Here is a 14,621-nt window from a genome sequence, read left to right as displayed (position 1 = left end):
CCATTAAGGAACCCGCATGGCCGTTAAGAAACGAGGTCTCGGACGCGGGCTGGACGCCCTGCTCAGTGGCTCCAGCGCCGCCACCCTGCAGGAAGAAGCCGTCCAGGCGGACCGCAAGGAACTGCAGCACCTGCCGCTGGACCTGATCCAGCGCGGCAAGTACCAGCCGCGCCGCGACATGGACCCCCAGGCTCTGGAAGAGCTGGCCCTGTCCATCAAGGCCCAGGGGGTGATGCAACCCATCGTGGTGCGCCCCGTCGACAAGGGCCGCTACGAGATCATCGCCGGCGAGCGCCGCTGGCGCGCCACCCAGCAGGCCGGCCTGGACACCATCCCGGCGCTGGTGCGCGAGGTGCCGGACGAAGCCGCCATCGCCATGGCGCTGATCGAGAACATCCAGCGCGAGGACCTCAACCCCCTCGAGGAAGCCGTCGCGCTGCAACGCCTGCAGCAGGAGTTCCAGCTGACCCAGCAGCAGGTCGCCGACGCCGTCGGCAAGTCCCGCGTCAGCGTGGCCAACCTGCTGCGCCTGATCGCCCTGCCCGAGGAGATCAAGACGCTGCTTTCCCATGGCGACCTGGAGATGGGCCATGCCCGCGCGCTGCTCGGTCTGCCCGAGGCGCGGCAGGTGGAAGGTGCGCGACATGTTGTCGCACGCGGCCTCACCGTGCGCCAGACCGAGGCACTGGTGCGCCACTGGCTCAACGCCCCCAGCGAACCTGCCAAGGTGGTCAAGTCCGACCCCGACATCAGCCGCCTGGAACAGCGCCTGGCCGAGCGCCTGGGCGCTCCGGTGCAGATTCGCCACGGCCAGAAGGGCAAGGGGCAACTGGTGATCCGCTACAACTCGCTGGACGAGTTGCAAGGGGTTCTGGCCCACATCCGCTAAGACCATCGTCTGTGTAGCGATAGTCGGAAATCACTACCCGGCTGTTGAATGGGTATGCCCGGCCCCCTATACTCTGCGCGCAATTTTGTCGGCACAAAGTATGCCAAGTTGTTGATTTGCGAAGCCGACGCCAGAGGACTTTGAGACAGATGGAACCCAGCAAGCCGAACCGCCTGCCCTTCCATCGCCAACCGGCCTTGCGCCTGTTGCTCGTCCAGCTGGCCGTGGTGCTTCTGGGGGCTGCCGTCCTGTTTTTCTCCCGGGGCGTGGTTGCCGGCTATTCTGGTCTGCTCGGCGGACTGATCGCCTGGCTGCCGAACGTTTATTTCGCATACAAGGCGTTCCGCTATAGCGGAGCGCGCTCGGCTCAGATGATCGTCCGCTCCTTCTATGCGGGCGAGGCCGGGAAGCTGGTTTTGACGGCAGTGCTCTTCGCACTGGCGTTCGCAGGCGTGAAGCCGCTGGAGCCCCTGGCTCTGTTCGGCCTCTACCTGCTGACCCTGATGGTCAGCTGGTGCGCACCCCTGCTGATGGGACACACATTTACAAGACCTTAGAGCGATTGAGGCAAACATGGCAGCAGAAAGCGCTTCGGGTTACATCCAGCACCACTTGCAGAACCTGACCTTCGGTCGTCTGCCGGAAGGTGGCTGGGGGTTCGCCCACACAGCCGAACAAGCCAAGGAAATGGGCTTTTGGGCATTCCACATCGACACCCTGGGCTGGTCGGTATTCCTCGGCCTGGTGTTCATCCTGATCTTCCGCATGGCGGCCAAGAAGGCCACCAGCGGTATTCCGGGTGGCCTGCAGAACTTCGTCGAGGTCATGGTCGAGTTCGTCGACGGCAGCGTGAAGGACACCTTCCACGGCCGTAACCCGCTGATCGCACCGCTGGCGCTGACCGTGTTCGTGTGGATCTTCCTGATGAACCTGATCGACCTGGTGCCGGTGGACTTCCTGCCGCTGGCCGCCGCGAAGATCACCGGCAACGAGCACCTGTTCTTCCGCGCCGTGGCCACCACCGATCCGAACGCCACCTTCGGCATGTCCATCGCGGTGTTCGCCCTGATCATCTTCTACAGCATCAAGGTCAAGGGCATCGGCGGCTTCCTCGGCGAGCTGACCCTGCACCCCTTCCACAGCAGCAACATGCTGGTGCAGATCATCCTGATCCCGGTGAACTTCCTGCTGGAGTTCGTCACCCTGATCGCCAAGCCGGTTTCCCTGGCCCTGCGTCTGTTCGGCAACATGTACGCCGGCGAGCTGATCTTCATCCTCATCGCCGTCATGTTCGGCTCCGGCATTCTCTGGCTGGGCGGCATGGGCGTGGTGCTGAACTGGGCGTGGGCGGTGTTCCACATCCTGATCATCACCCTGCAGGCCTTCATCTTCATGATGCTGACCATCGTCTACCTGTCGATGGCCCACGAAGACAGCCACTGATCCAAAGATTCTGACCGCTCCCCGCCACGTCGGCGGGGGCGGAAGGGAAGTTTCACCACCTTAACTTGCTTCAAAACTTAACCAACACGACAGAAAGTCGGGAGGAAAAATGGAAACTGTAGTTGGACTCACTGCTATCGCCGTCGCTCTGCTGATCGGTCTGGGTGCCCTGGGTACCGCCATCGGTTTCGGCCTGCTGGGCGGTAAATTCCTGGAAGGCGCTGCTCGCCAGCCGGAAATGGTTCCGATGCTGCAGGTGAAAATGTTCATCGTCGCCGGTCTGCTCGACGCCGTGACCATGATCGGTGTTGGTATCGCACTGTTCTTCACCTTCGCTAACCCGTTCATTGCTCAGGTAGCCCACTAATTTCCGGCCTCCGGAAATCCGTGACTGACAACGAACGAGCGAGGTGTTGGCGTGAACATTAATGCAACTCTGATCGGCCAGGCCATTGCGTTCGCCATCTTCGTCATCTTCTGCATGAAGTTCGTATGGCCTCCGGTCATCGCGGCTCTGCACGAGCGTCAGAAGAAGATCGCCGACGGTCTGGACGCAGCCAACCGTGCTGCTCGTGACCTGGAACTGGCCCACGAGAAAGCGGGCCAGCAACTGCGCGAGGCCAAGGCTCAGGCGGCCGAAATCATCGAGCAGGCGAAGAAAAGCGCCAATCAGATCGTTGATGAAGCCCGTGAGCAGGCCCGTGCCGAAGGCGATCGCATGATCGCCCAGGCCAAGGCCCAGATCGAACAGGAACTGAACAGCGTCAAGGATGCCCTGCGTGCCCAAGTGGGTGCCCTGGCCGTGTCCGGCGCCGAGAAGATCCTGGGTGCTTCGATCGATGCCAACGCGCAAAAGCAGCTGGTTGATCAACTGGCCGCCGAAATCTGAGCGAGGGCGATATGGCAGAACTGACCACGTTGGCTCGTCCTTACGCGAAGGCGGCTTTCGAGTACGCCCAGGCTCATCAGCAATTGGCCGATTGGTCCGCTGCTCTGGGTGTGCTGGCTGCAGTGTCGCAGGACGACACCGTGCGCCAGCTGCTCAAGGAGCCTCAGCTGACCGCGGCGGCCAAGGCCGATGCCCTGATCGACGTCTGTGGCGACAAGCTCAATGCTCCGGCCCAGAACTTCGTGCGGACCGTGGCTGAAAACAAGCGCCTGGACTTGCTGCCGACCATCTCCGAGATGTTCGAGCAGCTCAAGGCCGAGCAGGAAAAGCTGGTCGAGGTAGAAGTCGTGAGCGCCTTCGCCCTGGACCAGGAACAGCAGGACAAACTCGCCAAGGCTCTCAGCGCCCGGCTCAGTCGCGAAGTGCGACTCCATGCGTCGGAAGACGCGAGCCTGATCGGCGGCGTGGTGATCCGCGCCGGTGACTTGGTAATCGATGGCTCGGTGCGCGGCAAGATCGCGAAACTGGCTGAAGCGTTGAAATCTTGAGTTTGAAGGGGCAGCGGCATGCAGCAACTCAATCCTTCCGAAATTAGTGAAATCATCAAGGGGCGCATCGAGAAACTCGATGTCGCCTCGCAAGCGCGCAACGAAGGCACCATCGTCTCCGTATCCGATGGCATCGTGCGCATCTTCGGTCTGGCCGACGTCATGTACGGCGAGATGATCGAATTCCCGGGCGGCGTCTACGGTATGGCGCTGAACCTGGAGCAGGACTCCGTCGGCGCCGTGGTACTGGGTGAATACCAGGACCTCAAAGAAGGCATGAACGCCAAGTGCACCGGCCGCATCCTGGAAGTTCCGGTCGGTCCGGAACTGCTGGGCCGCGTGGTCGACGCGCTGGGCAACCCGATCGACGGCAAAGGCCCGATCGATGCCAAGCTGACCGACGCCGTCGAGAAAGTGGCACCGGGCGTGATCTGGCGTAAGTCGGTAGACCAGCCGGTGCAGACCGGCTACAAGTCGGTCGACGCCATGATCCCGGTAGGCCGTGGCCAGCGCGAGCTGATCATCGGCGACCGTCAGATCGGCAAGACCGCCCTGGCCGTCGACGCCATCATCAACCAGAAAGACAGCGGCATCCGCTGCGTCTACGTGGCCATCGGTCAGAAGCAATCGACCATCGCCAACGTCGTACGCAAGCTGGAAGAGAACGGCGCCCTGGCCAACACCATCGTGGTGGTTGCCAGCGCTTCCGAATCCGCTGCGCTGCAGTACCTGGCGCCGTACTCCGGCTGCACCATGGGCGAATACTTCCGCGACCGCGGTGAAGACGCCCTGATCGTGTACGACGACCTGTCCAAGCAGGCCGTTGCCTACCGCCAGATCTCCCTGCTGCTGCGCCGTCCGCCGGGCCGTGAAGCCTATCCGGGCGACGTGTTCTATCTCCACAGCCGCCTGCTGGAGCGCGCTTCCCGCGTTTCCGAGGAATACGTCGAGAAGTTCACCAATGGCGCCGTGACTGGCAAGACCGGTTCCCTGACCGCTCTGCCGATCATCGAAACCCAGGCTGGCGACGTGTCCGCGTTCGTTCCGACCAACGTGATCTCCATCACCGACGGTCAGATCTTCCTGGAAACCTCGATGTTCAACTCGGGCATCCGTCCGGCGGTCAACGCCGGTATCTCGGTATCCCGTGTTGGTGGCGCGGCCCAGACCAAGATCATCAAGAAGCTCTCCGGCGGTATCCGTACCGCACTGGCGCAGTACCGCGAACTCGCGGCCTTCGCCCAGTTCGCTTCCGACCTGGACGACGCCACCCGCAAGCAGCTCGAGCACGGTCAGCGCGTTACCGAGCTGATGAAGCAGAAGCAGTATGCGCCGATGTCCATCGCCGAGATGTCGCTGTCCCTGTACGCCGCCGAGCGTGGCTTCCTGCAGGACGTCGAGATCGCCAAGGTGGGCGCCTTCGAACAGGCGTTGATCGCTTACTTCCAGCGCGAGCATGCCGCTCTGCTGGCGAAGATCAACGAGAAGGGTGACTTCAACGACGAAATCGACGCGGGCATCAAGGCCGGCATCGAGAAGTTCAAGGCCACCCAAACCTGGTAAGCCGCAGCGGGGGCCGGTAATGGCCCCCGCCTGCTAACCCGATAGGTGTGAAATGGCAGGCGCAAAAGAGATTCGCAGCAAGATTGCGAGCATCAAAAGCACGCAGAAAATCACCAATGCCATGGAAAAGGTGGCGGTGAGCAAGATGCGCAAGGCACAAATGCGCATGGCGGCCGGCCGTCCCTACGCGGAGCGCATTCGCCAGGTGATCGGCCATCTGGCCAACGCCAACCCGGAGTACCGTCACCCGTTCATGATCGAGCGCCCCGTCAAGCGCGTCGGTTACATCGTGGTGAGCTCCGATCGCGGCCTGGCCGGCGGCCTGAACATCAACCTGTTCAAGGCGCTCGTCAAGGACATGTCCGCCCAGCGTGAAGCCGGCGCGGAGATCGACCTGTGCGTGATCGGTGCCAAGGGCGCATCCTTCTTCAAGAACTATGGCGGCAACGTGGTCGCAGCCATCAGTCACCTGGGCGAAGAGCCGTCGATCAACGATCTGATCGGCAGCGTCAAGGTCATGCTGGATGCCTACCTGGACGGGCGTATCGATCGCCTGTACGTGGTTTCCAACAAGTTCGTCAACACCATGACCCAGAAGCCGACCGTGGAACAGCTGGTTCCGCTGGTGGCCGAGGACAACGAAGACCTGAAACACCACTGGGACTACCTCTACGAGCCCGATGCCAAGGCCCTGCTCGACGGCCTGCTGGTGCGCTACGTGGAATCCCAGGTGTACCAGGCGGTGGTTGAGAACAACGCCTGTGAGCAGGCGGCCCGGATGATTGCAATGAAGAACGCTACCGACAACGCCGGTGACCTGATCAGCGAACTGCAGCTGGTCTACAACAAGGCGCGTCAGGCGGCGATCACCCAGGAAATCTCGGAAATCGTCGGCGGCGCTGCCGCGGTGTAAGAACAGGTTCAAAATTCAGAGGAACCAGACATGAGTAGCGGACGTATCGTTCAAATCATCGGCGCCGTGATCGACGTGGAATTCCCGCGCGATGCCGTGCCGAGCATCTACGAGGCCCTGAAGGTTCAGGGCGTCGACACCACCCTGGAAGTCCAGCAGCAGCTGGGCGACGGCGTGGTCCGTTCCATTGCGATGGGTTCCACCGAAGGCCTCAAGCGTGGCCTGAACGTGGAAAGCACCGGCGCAGCCATCTCCGTCCCGGTCGGTAAAGCGACCCTGGGCCGCATCATGGACGTACTGGGCAACCCGATCGACGAAGCCGGCCCCATCGGCGAGGAAGAGCGCTGGGGTATCCACCGCGAGGCTCCCTCCTACGCTGACCAGGCTGGCGGCAACGAGCTGCTGGAAACCGGCATCAAGGTGATCGACTTGGTCTGCCCGTTCGCCAAGGGCGGCAAGGTAGGCCTGTTCGGTGGCGCCGGCGTCGGCAAGACCGTGAACATGATGGAGCTGATCCGCAACATCGCCATCGAGCACAGCGGTTACTCCGTGTTCGCTGGCGTGGGCGAGCGTACCCGTGAGGGCAACGACTTCTACCACGAGATGAAGGACTCCAACGTTCTCGACAAGGTAGCCCTGGTCTACGGCCAGATGAACGAGCCGCCGGGCAACCGTCTGCGCGTGGCGCTGACCGGCCTGACCATGGCCGAGAAGTTCCGTGACGAAGGCCGTGACGTACTGCTGTTCATCGACAACATCTACCGTTACACCCTCGCCGGTACCGAAGTATCCGCACTGCTGGGCCGTATGCCTTCCGCAGTGGGCTACCAGCCGACCCTGGCCGAGGAAATGGGCGTGCTGCAAGAGCGCATCACCTCCACCAAGCAAGGCTCGATCACCTCGATCCAGGCCGTCTACGTTCCCGCGGACGACCTGACCGACCCGAGCCCGGCGACCACCTTCGCCCACCTCGACGCCACCGTGGTACTGTCCCGTGACATCGCCTCGCTGGGTATCTACCCGGCCGTCGACCCGCTGGACTCCACCTCCCGTCAGCTGGACCCGCTGGTCATCGGCCAGGAGCACTACGACACCGCTCGTGGCGTGCAGTACATCCTGCAGCGCTACAAGGAGCTGAAGGACATCATCGCGATCCTCGGCATGGACGAACTGTCCGAGTCCGACAAGCTGCTGGTGGCCCGTGCTCGTAAGATCCAGCGCTTCCTGTCCCAGCCGTTCTTCGTGGCAGAAGTCTTCACCGGCTCGCCGGGCAAGTACGTCTCCCTGAAGGACACCATCGCTGGCTTCAAAGGCATCCTCAACGGCGACTACGACCACCTGCCGGAGCAGGCGTTCTACATGGTCGGCGGCATCGAAGAAGCCATCGAGAAAGCGAAGAAGCTGTAATCCGTGCGCCCGGCAACGGGCGCTTACGTGAGGCAAGGGTATGGCTATTACTGTCCACTGCGACATCGTCAGCGCCGAAGCGGAGATCTTCTCCGGTCTGGTCGAGATGGTCGTTGCGCACGGTTCCCTCGGCGATCTGGGTATCGCCCCGGGCCACGCGCCGCTGATCACCGAGCTCAAGCCGGGTCCGATCCGCGTGGTCAAGCAGGGTGGCGAGCAGGAGGTGTACTACATCTCCGGCGGTTTCCTCGAAGTCCAGCCGAACATGGTGAAGGTCCTGGCCGACACCGTGATCCGCGCGGGCGACCTCGACGAAGCGGCCGCTCAGACCGCGCTGAAGGAAGCTGAGAAGGCTCTGCACGCCAAAGGTGCCGAGTTCGACTACAGCTCCGCTGCAGCCCGCCTGGCCGAAGCCGCAGCGCAACTGCGCACGGTCCAGCAGGTTCGCAAGAAGTTCGGCGGCTGAGCCGGCTCGCAACGGCCAGGGCCTTCGGAGTCGGCGACGAATCCGGGGCCCGGGCTTTAGCGACCTAGGGGAAAAGGGTAGCCTTGGCTACCCTTTTTCTTTTTCTACATCCAGCGTTACCAGGACGGTCCAACTTCATGTCCCTCGAAATCGTCATCCTCGCCGCCGGCCAGGGCACGCGCATGCGCTCGGCCCTGCCGAAAGTCCTCCATCCGGTCGCCGGCAAACCCATGCTGGCCCACGTGATCGATACCGCCCGTGGCCTCGCCCCGCAGCGCATCCACGTGGTGATCGGGCATGGCGCCGAACGGGTGCGCGAGCGCCTGCAGGCCGATGACCTGAATTTCGTGGTCCAGGAACAACAGCTGGGCACCGGCCACGCCGTGGCCCAGGCCGCGCCCTACCTGAGCGCCGAGCGTGTGCTGATCCTCTACGGCGACGTGCCGCTGATCGAGTTGCCGACCCTCGAACGCCTGCTGCAGCAGGCCAGCGCCGAGCAGCTGGCGCTGCTCACCGTGGAACTGGACGACCCCACCGGCTACGGCCGGATCATCCGCGGCCAGGACGGCGAGGTGAAGGCCATCGTCGAGCAGAAGGACGCAAGCGCCGAGCAGCGCGCCATCCGCGAGGGCAACACCGGCATCCTCTGCGTGCCGCGCCAGCGCCTGGAAGGCTGGCTGGGCCGGCTGTCCAACGCCAACGCCCAGGGCGAGTACTACCTCACCGACGTCATCGCCATGGCGGTGGCCGACGGCCTGCGCGTGGCCACTGCGCAACCCCAGGCGGCCATGGAGGTGCAGGGCGCCAACGACCGCCTGCAGCTGGCTGAGCTGGAGCGCTTCTACCAGCTGCGCATCGCCCGCCGCCTGATGGCCCAGGGCGTGACCCTGCTGGACCCGGCGCGCTTCGACGTGCGCGGCGAGGTCAACGCCGGCCGCGACGTGCAGATCGACGTCAATGTGGTGCTGGAAGGCCGCGTGGACATCGAGGACGAAGTACAGATCGGCCCGAACTGCACCATCCGCAACAGCGTCCTGCGCCGCGGCGCCATCATCAAGGCCAACAGCCACCTGGAAGGCGCCGACGTCGGCCCCGGCAGCGACGTCGGCCCGTTCGCCCGCCTGCGCCCCGGCAGCGTGCTGGAGAGCCAGGTGCATGTGGGTAACTTCGTCGAACTGAAGAACGCCCACCTGCACGAGGGCGTGAAGGTCGGCCACCTGACCTACCTGGGCGACAGCGAGGTCGGCGCGCGCACCAACATCGGCGCCGGCACCATCACCTGCAACTACGACGGCGCCAACAAATGGCGCACGGTGATCGGCGAGGACGTGTTCATCGGCTCCAACAACTCCCTGGTGGCGCCTGTGGATATCGGCGCCGGCGCCACGACCGGCGCGGGTTCCACCATCACCGCCGAGGTCCCGGCGCAGACCCTCGCGGTCGGCCGCGCCAAGCAGCGGGTGATCGAGGGCTGGAAGCGCCCGGAGAAGATCAAGAAGTCCTGAGGGACTGTGGATAAACCGACATCCACACCCGCGCGGCGCCTGCCGTGAAGTTATGCACAGGCGCCCACGGCCGTCGCGTCCCCGGCTGATTCATCCACAGGGACGGCTTTCTGCCCGGCGTCCAGGCGCCGGTCGTTCTGTCCTGGAGTTATCCACATGCTCGGCGTCGCCGTCCTGATCTTCCTGATCACCGACCCCTTCGGCAACATCGCGGTGTTCCTCGCCGCCCTCAAGTCGGTGCCGGCCGAACGCCGGCTCAAGGTGGCGCTGCGCGAACTGCTGTTCGCCCTCGGCCTGCTGCTGCTGTTCCTCACCCTGGGCGAGCACATCCTCACCGGCCTGGGCCTGTCCAAGGAGGCCACCGGGATCGCCGGCGGCATCATCCTCTTCGTGGTCGCCATGCGCCTGATCTTCCCCACGCCCCAGGGCGTGCTCGGCGACATGCCCGACAGCGAGCCGCTGCTGGTGCCCCTGGCCACCCCGGCGGTGGCCGGACCCTCGGCGCTGGCCATGCTGATCACCCTGCGCACCACCTACACTGGTCCGCTATGGGAGCTGTACCTGGCGGTGATCCTGGCCTGGGCCGCCACCGCGCTGATCCTGCTGCAGGCTTCCTTCCTGCAGCGCTTCCTCGGCCCGCGCGGGCTCACCGCCGTGGAGCGCCTGGCCGGCATGCTGCTGATCATGCTCAGCGTCAACATGCTGCTGCAGAACCTGCGTAGCGTGCTGCACATCGTCGGATGACCGTGGAGCCACCATGCGCCACCTGTGCCTGATGTTCGCCACCCTGCTGCTGGCCGCCTGCGCCGGCCGGGGCGGCCTGGAAATCGACCGCGAGCACCCCTCGCGCAACCAGGACAGCCGTGTCCAGTACATCATCATCCACTACACCTCGGCGGACCTGCCGCGCTCGCTGCAGCTGCTCACCCGCGGCGAGGTCAGCGCCCACTACCTGATCGGCGCCAACCCGCCGACCATCTACCAGCTGGTGGACGAGAACCGCCGCGCCTGGCACGCCGGGCAGAGCGAGTGGCAGGGGCGGACCTGGCTGAACTCCACCTCGATCGGCATCGAGCTGGTCAACCCGGGCTACCGCGAGACCCCCGAAGGGCGGGTGTGGACACCTTATCCACAGGGCCAGATCGACGCTCTCATCCTGCTGCTGAAGGACATCGTCAAGCGCCAGGGCATCACCGCCGAGCACATCCTCGGGCACAGCGACATCGCCCCGCAGCGCAAGGTCGACCCGGGCCCGGCCTTCCCCTGGAAGCGCCTGGCCGACGCCGGTCTGATCCCCTGGCCGCAGCCCGGCGACCTGGCGCATCGCCTGGCCGAGCTGAACGGCCAGCTGCCGGCGCCCGGCTGGTTCCAGCAGCAGTTGGCGCGGCATGGCTACGCGGTGCCGCTCGATGGCCAGCTGGACGAGGCAACGCGCAACGTCATCGCCGCCTTCCAGATGCGCTACCGGCCGGCGCGCTTCGACGGCGTGCCGGACCTGGAGACCGCCGCGCTGCTGCTGGCGGTGCCCACCTCCATGGCCGCGCCGAAGGTTCAGACCGGCAGCAGCATGTAGATGCGCGTGCCCTGGCCGGGCTGCGAGCGCACGCCGATGCGCCCGCCGTGCAGCTGCACGATTTCCTTGCACAGGGCCAGGCCCAGGCCGGCGCCGCCGCTGCGCCGGCCCACCTGCACGAAGGGCTCGAAGATGCGCGCCTGCTGGCTGTAGGCGATGCCCTCGCCGGAGTCCTCCACCGCCAGCATCACCCATTGGCTCTGGCGCTGGGCGAGCAGCTGCACGCTGCCGCCCTTCGGGGTGTGGCGCAGGGCGTTGCCCAGCAGGTTGTCCAGCACGCGCTCCAGGCGCAGGCGGTCGACGCTGAGGACCGGCAGCTGGTCCTCCAGCACCATCCCCAGGCCGATGCCCTCGGCCTGGGCGCGGGCGAGGAAGCGCTGGCGCGCCTGCTCCAGCAGTTCGTCCACCGCACAGGGCTGGCGGTCGAGCTTCTGCTGGCCGTCCTGGTAGCGGGAGAAGTTCAGCAGGTCGTCGATCAGCCGCACCAGGCGCCGCATTTCCTCGTCCACGGTATCGGCCAGCTCGCGCTCGCGGCTGCCCTCGGGCAGCGCCAGGCGTTCGCGCAGCAGGGCGAAGGCCATGTGCAGGCCGGTGACCGGGGTGCGCAGCTCGTGGGACGCGCGCAGGACGAATTCGCTGCGCACCCGCTCGAAGGCGCGCAGTTCGGTGACGTCGCGCAGCACCAGCACCGCGCCCATGTTGCGCCCGTCGTCATGGGTGACCGGGGCCAGGGTCCAGGCCAGCAGGCGGTTCTCGCCGCCGATCTCGACCTCCAGGTCCTGGGGCGTATCGCCCATCGACTCGCCCTGCAGCACCAGGCCGGTGGCCTGCAGCAGCTCCTGGTTGTCGATCAGCTCGCCCAGCAGCTGGCCATGAGGATCGGCCTGGGAGAACAGCTGGCGGCTGGCCACCGGGTTGGCGTGCTCGATGCGGCTGCGCCGGTCGATGATCACCAGGCCGTCGTCGATGCTGTCGAGCACTGCCTGCAGGCGCCGCTGGCCGGCCAGCACCGCCTCGATGTTGGTCTCCTTGTACTCGGCCAGGGCCTGGGCCATCAGGCCGAAACGCCGGCTCAGCGAGGCCATCTCGGCTTCCCGCGAGACCGGCAGGCTGACCTCGAAGTCGCCCTTGCCGATGCGGTCGGCGGCCTGCGCCAGGGCCTCGATGGGCGCGCCGAAGCGGCGGGCGATGCCGTGGGCGGTGACGAAGCCGATCACCAGCATGGCCACGCCCACCAGCCCCAGCAGGCTGGCGATCAGCCAGGCGTGGCGGCGCGAGCTGCGCTCCGCGTCGCTGATGGTCTGGATGGCGTGGTTGTGCAGCGCCAGCAGGTACTGGTGCAGGGAGGTGAAGGTGCGGCTGAAGTCGCTCTCCACCACCAGGCTCCAGCGGTTGCTGCCGGAGGAGCTGACCTGGCCCTGGAACTCCTGGTTGGCCTGGTCGATGCGCTCGTAGAGGGTGCGTTCGACGTCGCTGGCGGCTTTCGCCCGGCCTTCGGCGAGGTAGCGGTCGAACTGCTCGCGCAGCAGCACCAGGCGCTGCGCGTCGGGGCTGTCGCTGAGCAGCTGGGCCAGCTGGTCGTCCAGGGACTGGCGCAACTGCTGGCTGCTGGCGATGGTGGCGAAGTTGTGCGAGATCAGCCGTTCCTGCTCGCGGCCCATCAGCATCACGCTGAACACCCCCAGCAGCAGGCCGATCAGGGCCAGGGTGATCAGCGCCGAGATGCTCAGGAACATCCGCGAGCGCAGGGTCAGCGCGCGCTTCACAGGTTGTACTGCTTGCGCTTGCGGTACAGGGTGGAGGCGTCGATGCCGAGGATCTTCGCCGCCTGGTCGAGGGTCGGGGCGCTGGCCATCACCGAGGCGATGTGGGCCTTCTCCAGCTCCTCCAGGCTCAGCGCCTCGCCGACCCGCGGCACGACGGCGGCGCCGCTCTGCTCGCCGAGCCCCAGGTGCTCGGGCTCCACCAGTTCCTGGTTGCAGATGATGCTGACGCGCTCGATCACGTTGCGCAGCTCGCGCACGTTGCCCGGCCAGGCGTACTGCCGCAGCAGCGCGGCCGAGGCCGGGCTGAAGCCGCGGGCCGGGCGCCCGTAGTCCTTGACGAAGCGGGCGAGGAAGCGCTCGGCCAGGCCCTGGATGTCCTCGGCGCGCTCGCGCAGCGGCGGCAGGTTGAGGACGATGACGTTGAGGCGGTACAGCAGGTCCTCGCGGAACGCCCCCTGAGCCACCATGCCGGCCAGGTCGCGGTTGGTGGCGGCGAGGATGCGCACGTCGGCGCGGCGCGTCACCGGGTCGCCGACGCGCTCGTATTCCTTGTCCTGGATGAAGCGCAGCAGCTTGGCCTGCAGCGGCAGCGGGAAGTCGCCGATCTCGTCGAGGAACAGGGTGCCGCCGTCGGCCTGGCTGATCCGCCCCTGGGTGCTCTCGCTGGCGCCGGTGAAGGCCCCGCGGTTGTGGCCGAACAGCTCGCTTTCCATCAGCTCGGCGTTCAGCGACGGGCAGTTGATGGTCACGCAGGATTTCTTCGCGCGCTTGCTCCAGGCGTGGATGGCGCGGGCCAGCTCGCCCTTGCCGGAGCCGGATTCGCCGAGGATGAGGATGTTGGCATCGGTGGCGGCCACCTGGCGCGCGGTCTCCAGCACCGCGGTCATCGCCGGGCTGTGGGATTCGAGCTGCTCGGCCTGGCTGGCCTGGGCGCCCTCCAGGGCCTCCAGGCGCGCGGTGAGCTGGCGCACCTCCAGCTGCTTGGCCGCGGCCAGGCGCAGCTGCTCGGGGCTGCAGGGCTTGACCAGGTAGTCGGCGGCGCCGGCCTGCATGGCGTCCACGGCGGTGTCCACGGCGGAATGCGCGGTGACGATCACCACGCGCATCCAGGGCGCCTGCAGGCGCATCTGGGCCAGCACGTCCAGGCCGTTGTCCTCGCCCAGGCGCAGGTCGAGGAGGCACAGGTCGAAGACCTGGCGTTGCAGCAGGGCCTCGGCCTGGGCCGCGCTGGATGCGGTGGCCACGCTGTAGCCCTGGTCCTCCAGGCAATAGCGGAAGGTGCGCAGGATGGCGGGTTCGTCGTCGACCAGCAGGATTCGGCCAAGCGTCTCCGGAGTAGGGTCCATTCGAGGTGCCTCGTAGTAGGAAATTCCTTTCGCGTATGCGCCTTTTAGTCCAGGAAATTTCTTGCAAGTTGCAATGAAAGTTAGACGCATCTCTGAAGGACATCGGCGCCTCTGGCGAAGGAAAGCGGGTGGGAAGGGGGACGGCCTGCCGGGTCCCGTGCAAAACGCACGGCCGGAACCGGCCTGTCGTGCAGGATGCGCGCTGCCGGCGGCCCGCTGATTTTTACAAGCCGTTGTTTTCAAAAGGATTAGTCAAAGTCATCGACCTGGCACGCGGCGTGCGAGACAGGTTGCGGGAGGCCCGGTGCACCCG

At 65.6% G+C, this 14,621-nt stretch carries 15 protein-coding genes; 13 read left to right on the top strand and 2 right to left on the bottom strand.

The features are described from left to right. Positions 1-16 precede the first annotated feature (16 nt). The 13 genes from BM060_RS14905 to BM060_RS14845 all read left to right on the top strand — a co-directional run bounded on the left by BM060_RS14905 (position 17) and on the right by BM060_RS14845 (position 11,196). Positions 17-889, top strand: coding sequence for a ParB/RepB/Spo0J family partition protein (locus BM060_RS14905; RefSeq protein WP_074980754.1), 873 nt, complete (start codon positions 17-19; stop codon positions 887-889). Between the two features lie 149 nt (positions 890-1,038). Further along, positions 1,039-1,446 carry a F0F1 ATP synthase subunit I gene (locus tag BM060_RS14900; protein WP_009614423.1) on the top strand — a complete coding sequence of 136 codons (408 nt, stop codon included), beginning with the start codon at positions 1,039-1,041 and terminating at the stop codon, positions 1,444-1,446. A gap of 16 nt (positions 1,447-1,462) precedes the next feature. Next, positions 1,463-2,332, top strand: a complete 870-nt coding sequence (atpB, locus tag BM060_RS14895; RefSeq protein WP_009614414.1) for a F0F1 ATP synthase subunit A — start codon at positions 1,463-1,465, stop codon at positions 2,330-2,332. 109 nt (positions 2,333-2,441) lie between these two features. Beyond that, on the top strand, positions 2,442-2,699 hold the full coding sequence (gene atpE / locus BM060_RS14890; RefSeq protein WP_043256731.1) for a F0F1 ATP synthase subunit C: 258 nt from the start codon (positions 2,442-2,444) through the stop codon (positions 2,697-2,699). Between the two features lie 51 nt (positions 2,700-2,750). Beyond that, on the top strand, positions 2,751-3,221 hold the full coding sequence (locus BM060_RS14885) for a F0F1 ATP synthase subunit B (protein ID WP_009614410.1): 471 nt from the start codon (positions 2,751-2,753) through the stop codon (positions 3,219-3,221). Positions 3,222-3,232: 11 nt separating this feature from the next. Further along, a complete protein-coding gene (locus BM060_RS14880) occupies positions 3,233-3,769 on the top strand; it encodes a F0F1 ATP synthase subunit delta (RefSeq protein ID WP_009614408.1) in 537 nt (178 codons plus the stop codon). 18 nt (positions 3,770-3,787) lie between these two features. Further along, a complete protein-coding gene (gene atpA, locus BM060_RS14875; protein WP_043270154.1) occupies positions 3,788-5,332 on the top strand; it encodes a F0F1 ATP synthase subunit alpha in 1,545 nt (514 codons plus the stop codon). Positions 5,333-5,384: 52 nt separating this feature from the next. After that, a complete protein-coding gene (atpG, locus tag BM060_RS14870) occupies positions 5,385-6,245 on the top strand; it encodes a F0F1 ATP synthase subunit gamma (protein ID WP_009614400.1) in 861 nt (286 codons plus the stop codon). 30 nt (positions 6,246-6,275) lie between these two features. Beyond that, entirely contained in the window at positions 6,276-7,652 is a 1,377-nt protein-coding gene (atpD, locus tag BM060_RS14865) for a F0F1 ATP synthase subunit beta (RefSeq protein WP_074980753.1), read from the top strand. Positions 7,653-7,692: 40 nt separating this feature from the next. Beyond that, on the top strand, positions 7,693-8,118 hold the full coding sequence (locus BM060_RS14860; protein ID WP_009614398.1) for a F0F1 ATP synthase subunit epsilon: 426 nt from the start codon (positions 7,693-7,695) through the stop codon (positions 8,116-8,118). 137 nt (positions 8,119-8,255) lie between these two features. Then, positions 8,256-9,623: a bifunctional UDP-N-acetylglucosamine diphosphorylase/glucosamine-1-phosphate N-acetyltransferase GlmU gene (gene glmU, locus BM060_RS14855; protein WP_043270156.1), complete on the top strand. Its 1,368-nt coding sequence runs from the start codon at positions 8,256-8,258 to the stop codon at positions 9,621-9,623. 150 nt (positions 9,624-9,773) lie between these two features. After that, the gene (locus BM060_RS14850) at positions 9,774-10,367 is read left to right on the top strand and encodes a MarC family protein (RefSeq protein WP_074980752.1); all 594 of its coding nucleotides are present in this window, start codon (positions 9,774-9,776) and stop codon (positions 10,365-10,367) included. 13 nt (positions 10,368-10,380) lie between these two features. Beyond that, entirely contained in the window at positions 10,381-11,196 is an 816-nt protein-coding gene (locus BM060_RS14845) for an N-acetylmuramoyl-L-alanine amidase (RefSeq protein ID WP_074980751.1), read from the top strand. Here BM060_RS14845 and BM060_RS14840 read toward each other — a convergent pair. Both BM060_RS14840 and algB read right to left on the bottom strand, forming a co-directional pair. Further along, entirely contained in the window at positions 11,175-12,962 is a 1,788-nt protein-coding gene (locus BM060_RS14840) for an ATP-binding protein (RefSeq protein WP_074980750.1), read from the bottom strand. The two genes, BM060_RS14845 and BM060_RS14840, sit on opposite strands and share 22 nt — an antisense overlap. Next, positions 12,959-14,308, bottom strand: a complete 1,350-nt coding sequence (algB, locus tag BM060_RS14835; protein ID WP_074980749.1) for a sigma-54-dependent response regulator transcription factor AlgB — start codon at positions 14,306-14,308, stop codon at positions 12,959-12,961. Before algB ends, BM060_RS14840 begins: the two co-directional genes overlap by 4 nt. Between the last annotated feature and the right edge of the window lie 313 nt (positions 14,309-14,621).

The sequence above is a fragment of the Pseudomonas citronellolis genome, assembly GCF_900112375.1.
Classification (GTDB): Bacteria; Pseudomonadota; Gammaproteobacteria; order Pseudomonadales; family Pseudomonadaceae; genus Pseudomonas; species Pseudomonas citronellolis.
This window is presented reverse-complemented; position numbering and strand designations above follow the sequence as displayed.

Excerpts from the sequence above, each read along its gene's own strand:
- BM060_RS14900 (WP_009614423.1), top strand. The coding sequence starts at position 1,039 with ATGGAACCCAGCAAGCCGAACCGCCTGCCCTTCCATCGCCAACCGGCC.
- atpA (WP_043270154.1), top strand. The coding sequence starts at position 3,788 with ATGCAGCAACTCAATCCTTCCGAAATTAGTGAAATCATCAAGGGGCGC.
- algB (WP_074980749.1), bottom strand. The coding sequence starts at position 14,308 with ATGGACCCTACTCCGGAGACGCTTGGCCGAATCCTGCTGGTCGACGAC.
- atpG (WP_009614400.1), top strand. The coding sequence starts at position 5,385 with ATGGCAGGCGCAAAAGAGATTCGCAGCAAGATTGCGAGCATCAAAAGC.
- BM060_RS14845 (WP_074980751.1), top strand. The coding sequence starts at position 10,381 with ATGCGCCACCTGTGCCTGATGTTCGCCACCCTGCTGCTGGCCGCCTGC.
- BM060_RS14860 (WP_009614398.1), top strand. The coding sequence starts at position 7,693 with ATGGCTATTACTGTCCACTGCGACATCGTCAGCGCCGAAGCGGAGATC.
- atpB (WP_009614414.1), top strand. The coding sequence starts at position 1,463 with ATGGCAGCAGAAAGCGCTTCGGGTTACATCCAGCACCACTTGCAGAAC.
- atpE (WP_043256731.1), top strand. The coding sequence starts at position 2,442 with ATGGAAACTGTAGTTGGACTCACTGCTATCGCCGTCGCTCTGCTGATC.
- BM060_RS14905 (WP_074980754.1), top strand. The coding sequence starts at position 17 with ATGGCCGTTAAGAAACGAGGTCTCGGACGCGGGCTGGACGCCCTGCTC.
- atpD (WP_074980753.1), top strand. The coding sequence starts at position 6,276 with ATGAGTAGCGGACGTATCGTTCAAATCATCGGCGCCGTGATCGACGTG.
- BM060_RS14880 (WP_009614408.1), top strand. The coding sequence starts at position 3,233 with ATGGCAGAACTGACCACGTTGGCTCGTCCTTACGCGAAGGCGGCTTTC.
- glmU (WP_043270156.1), top strand. The coding sequence starts at position 8,256 with ATGTCCCTCGAAATCGTCATCCTCGCCGCCGGCCAGGGCACGCGCATG.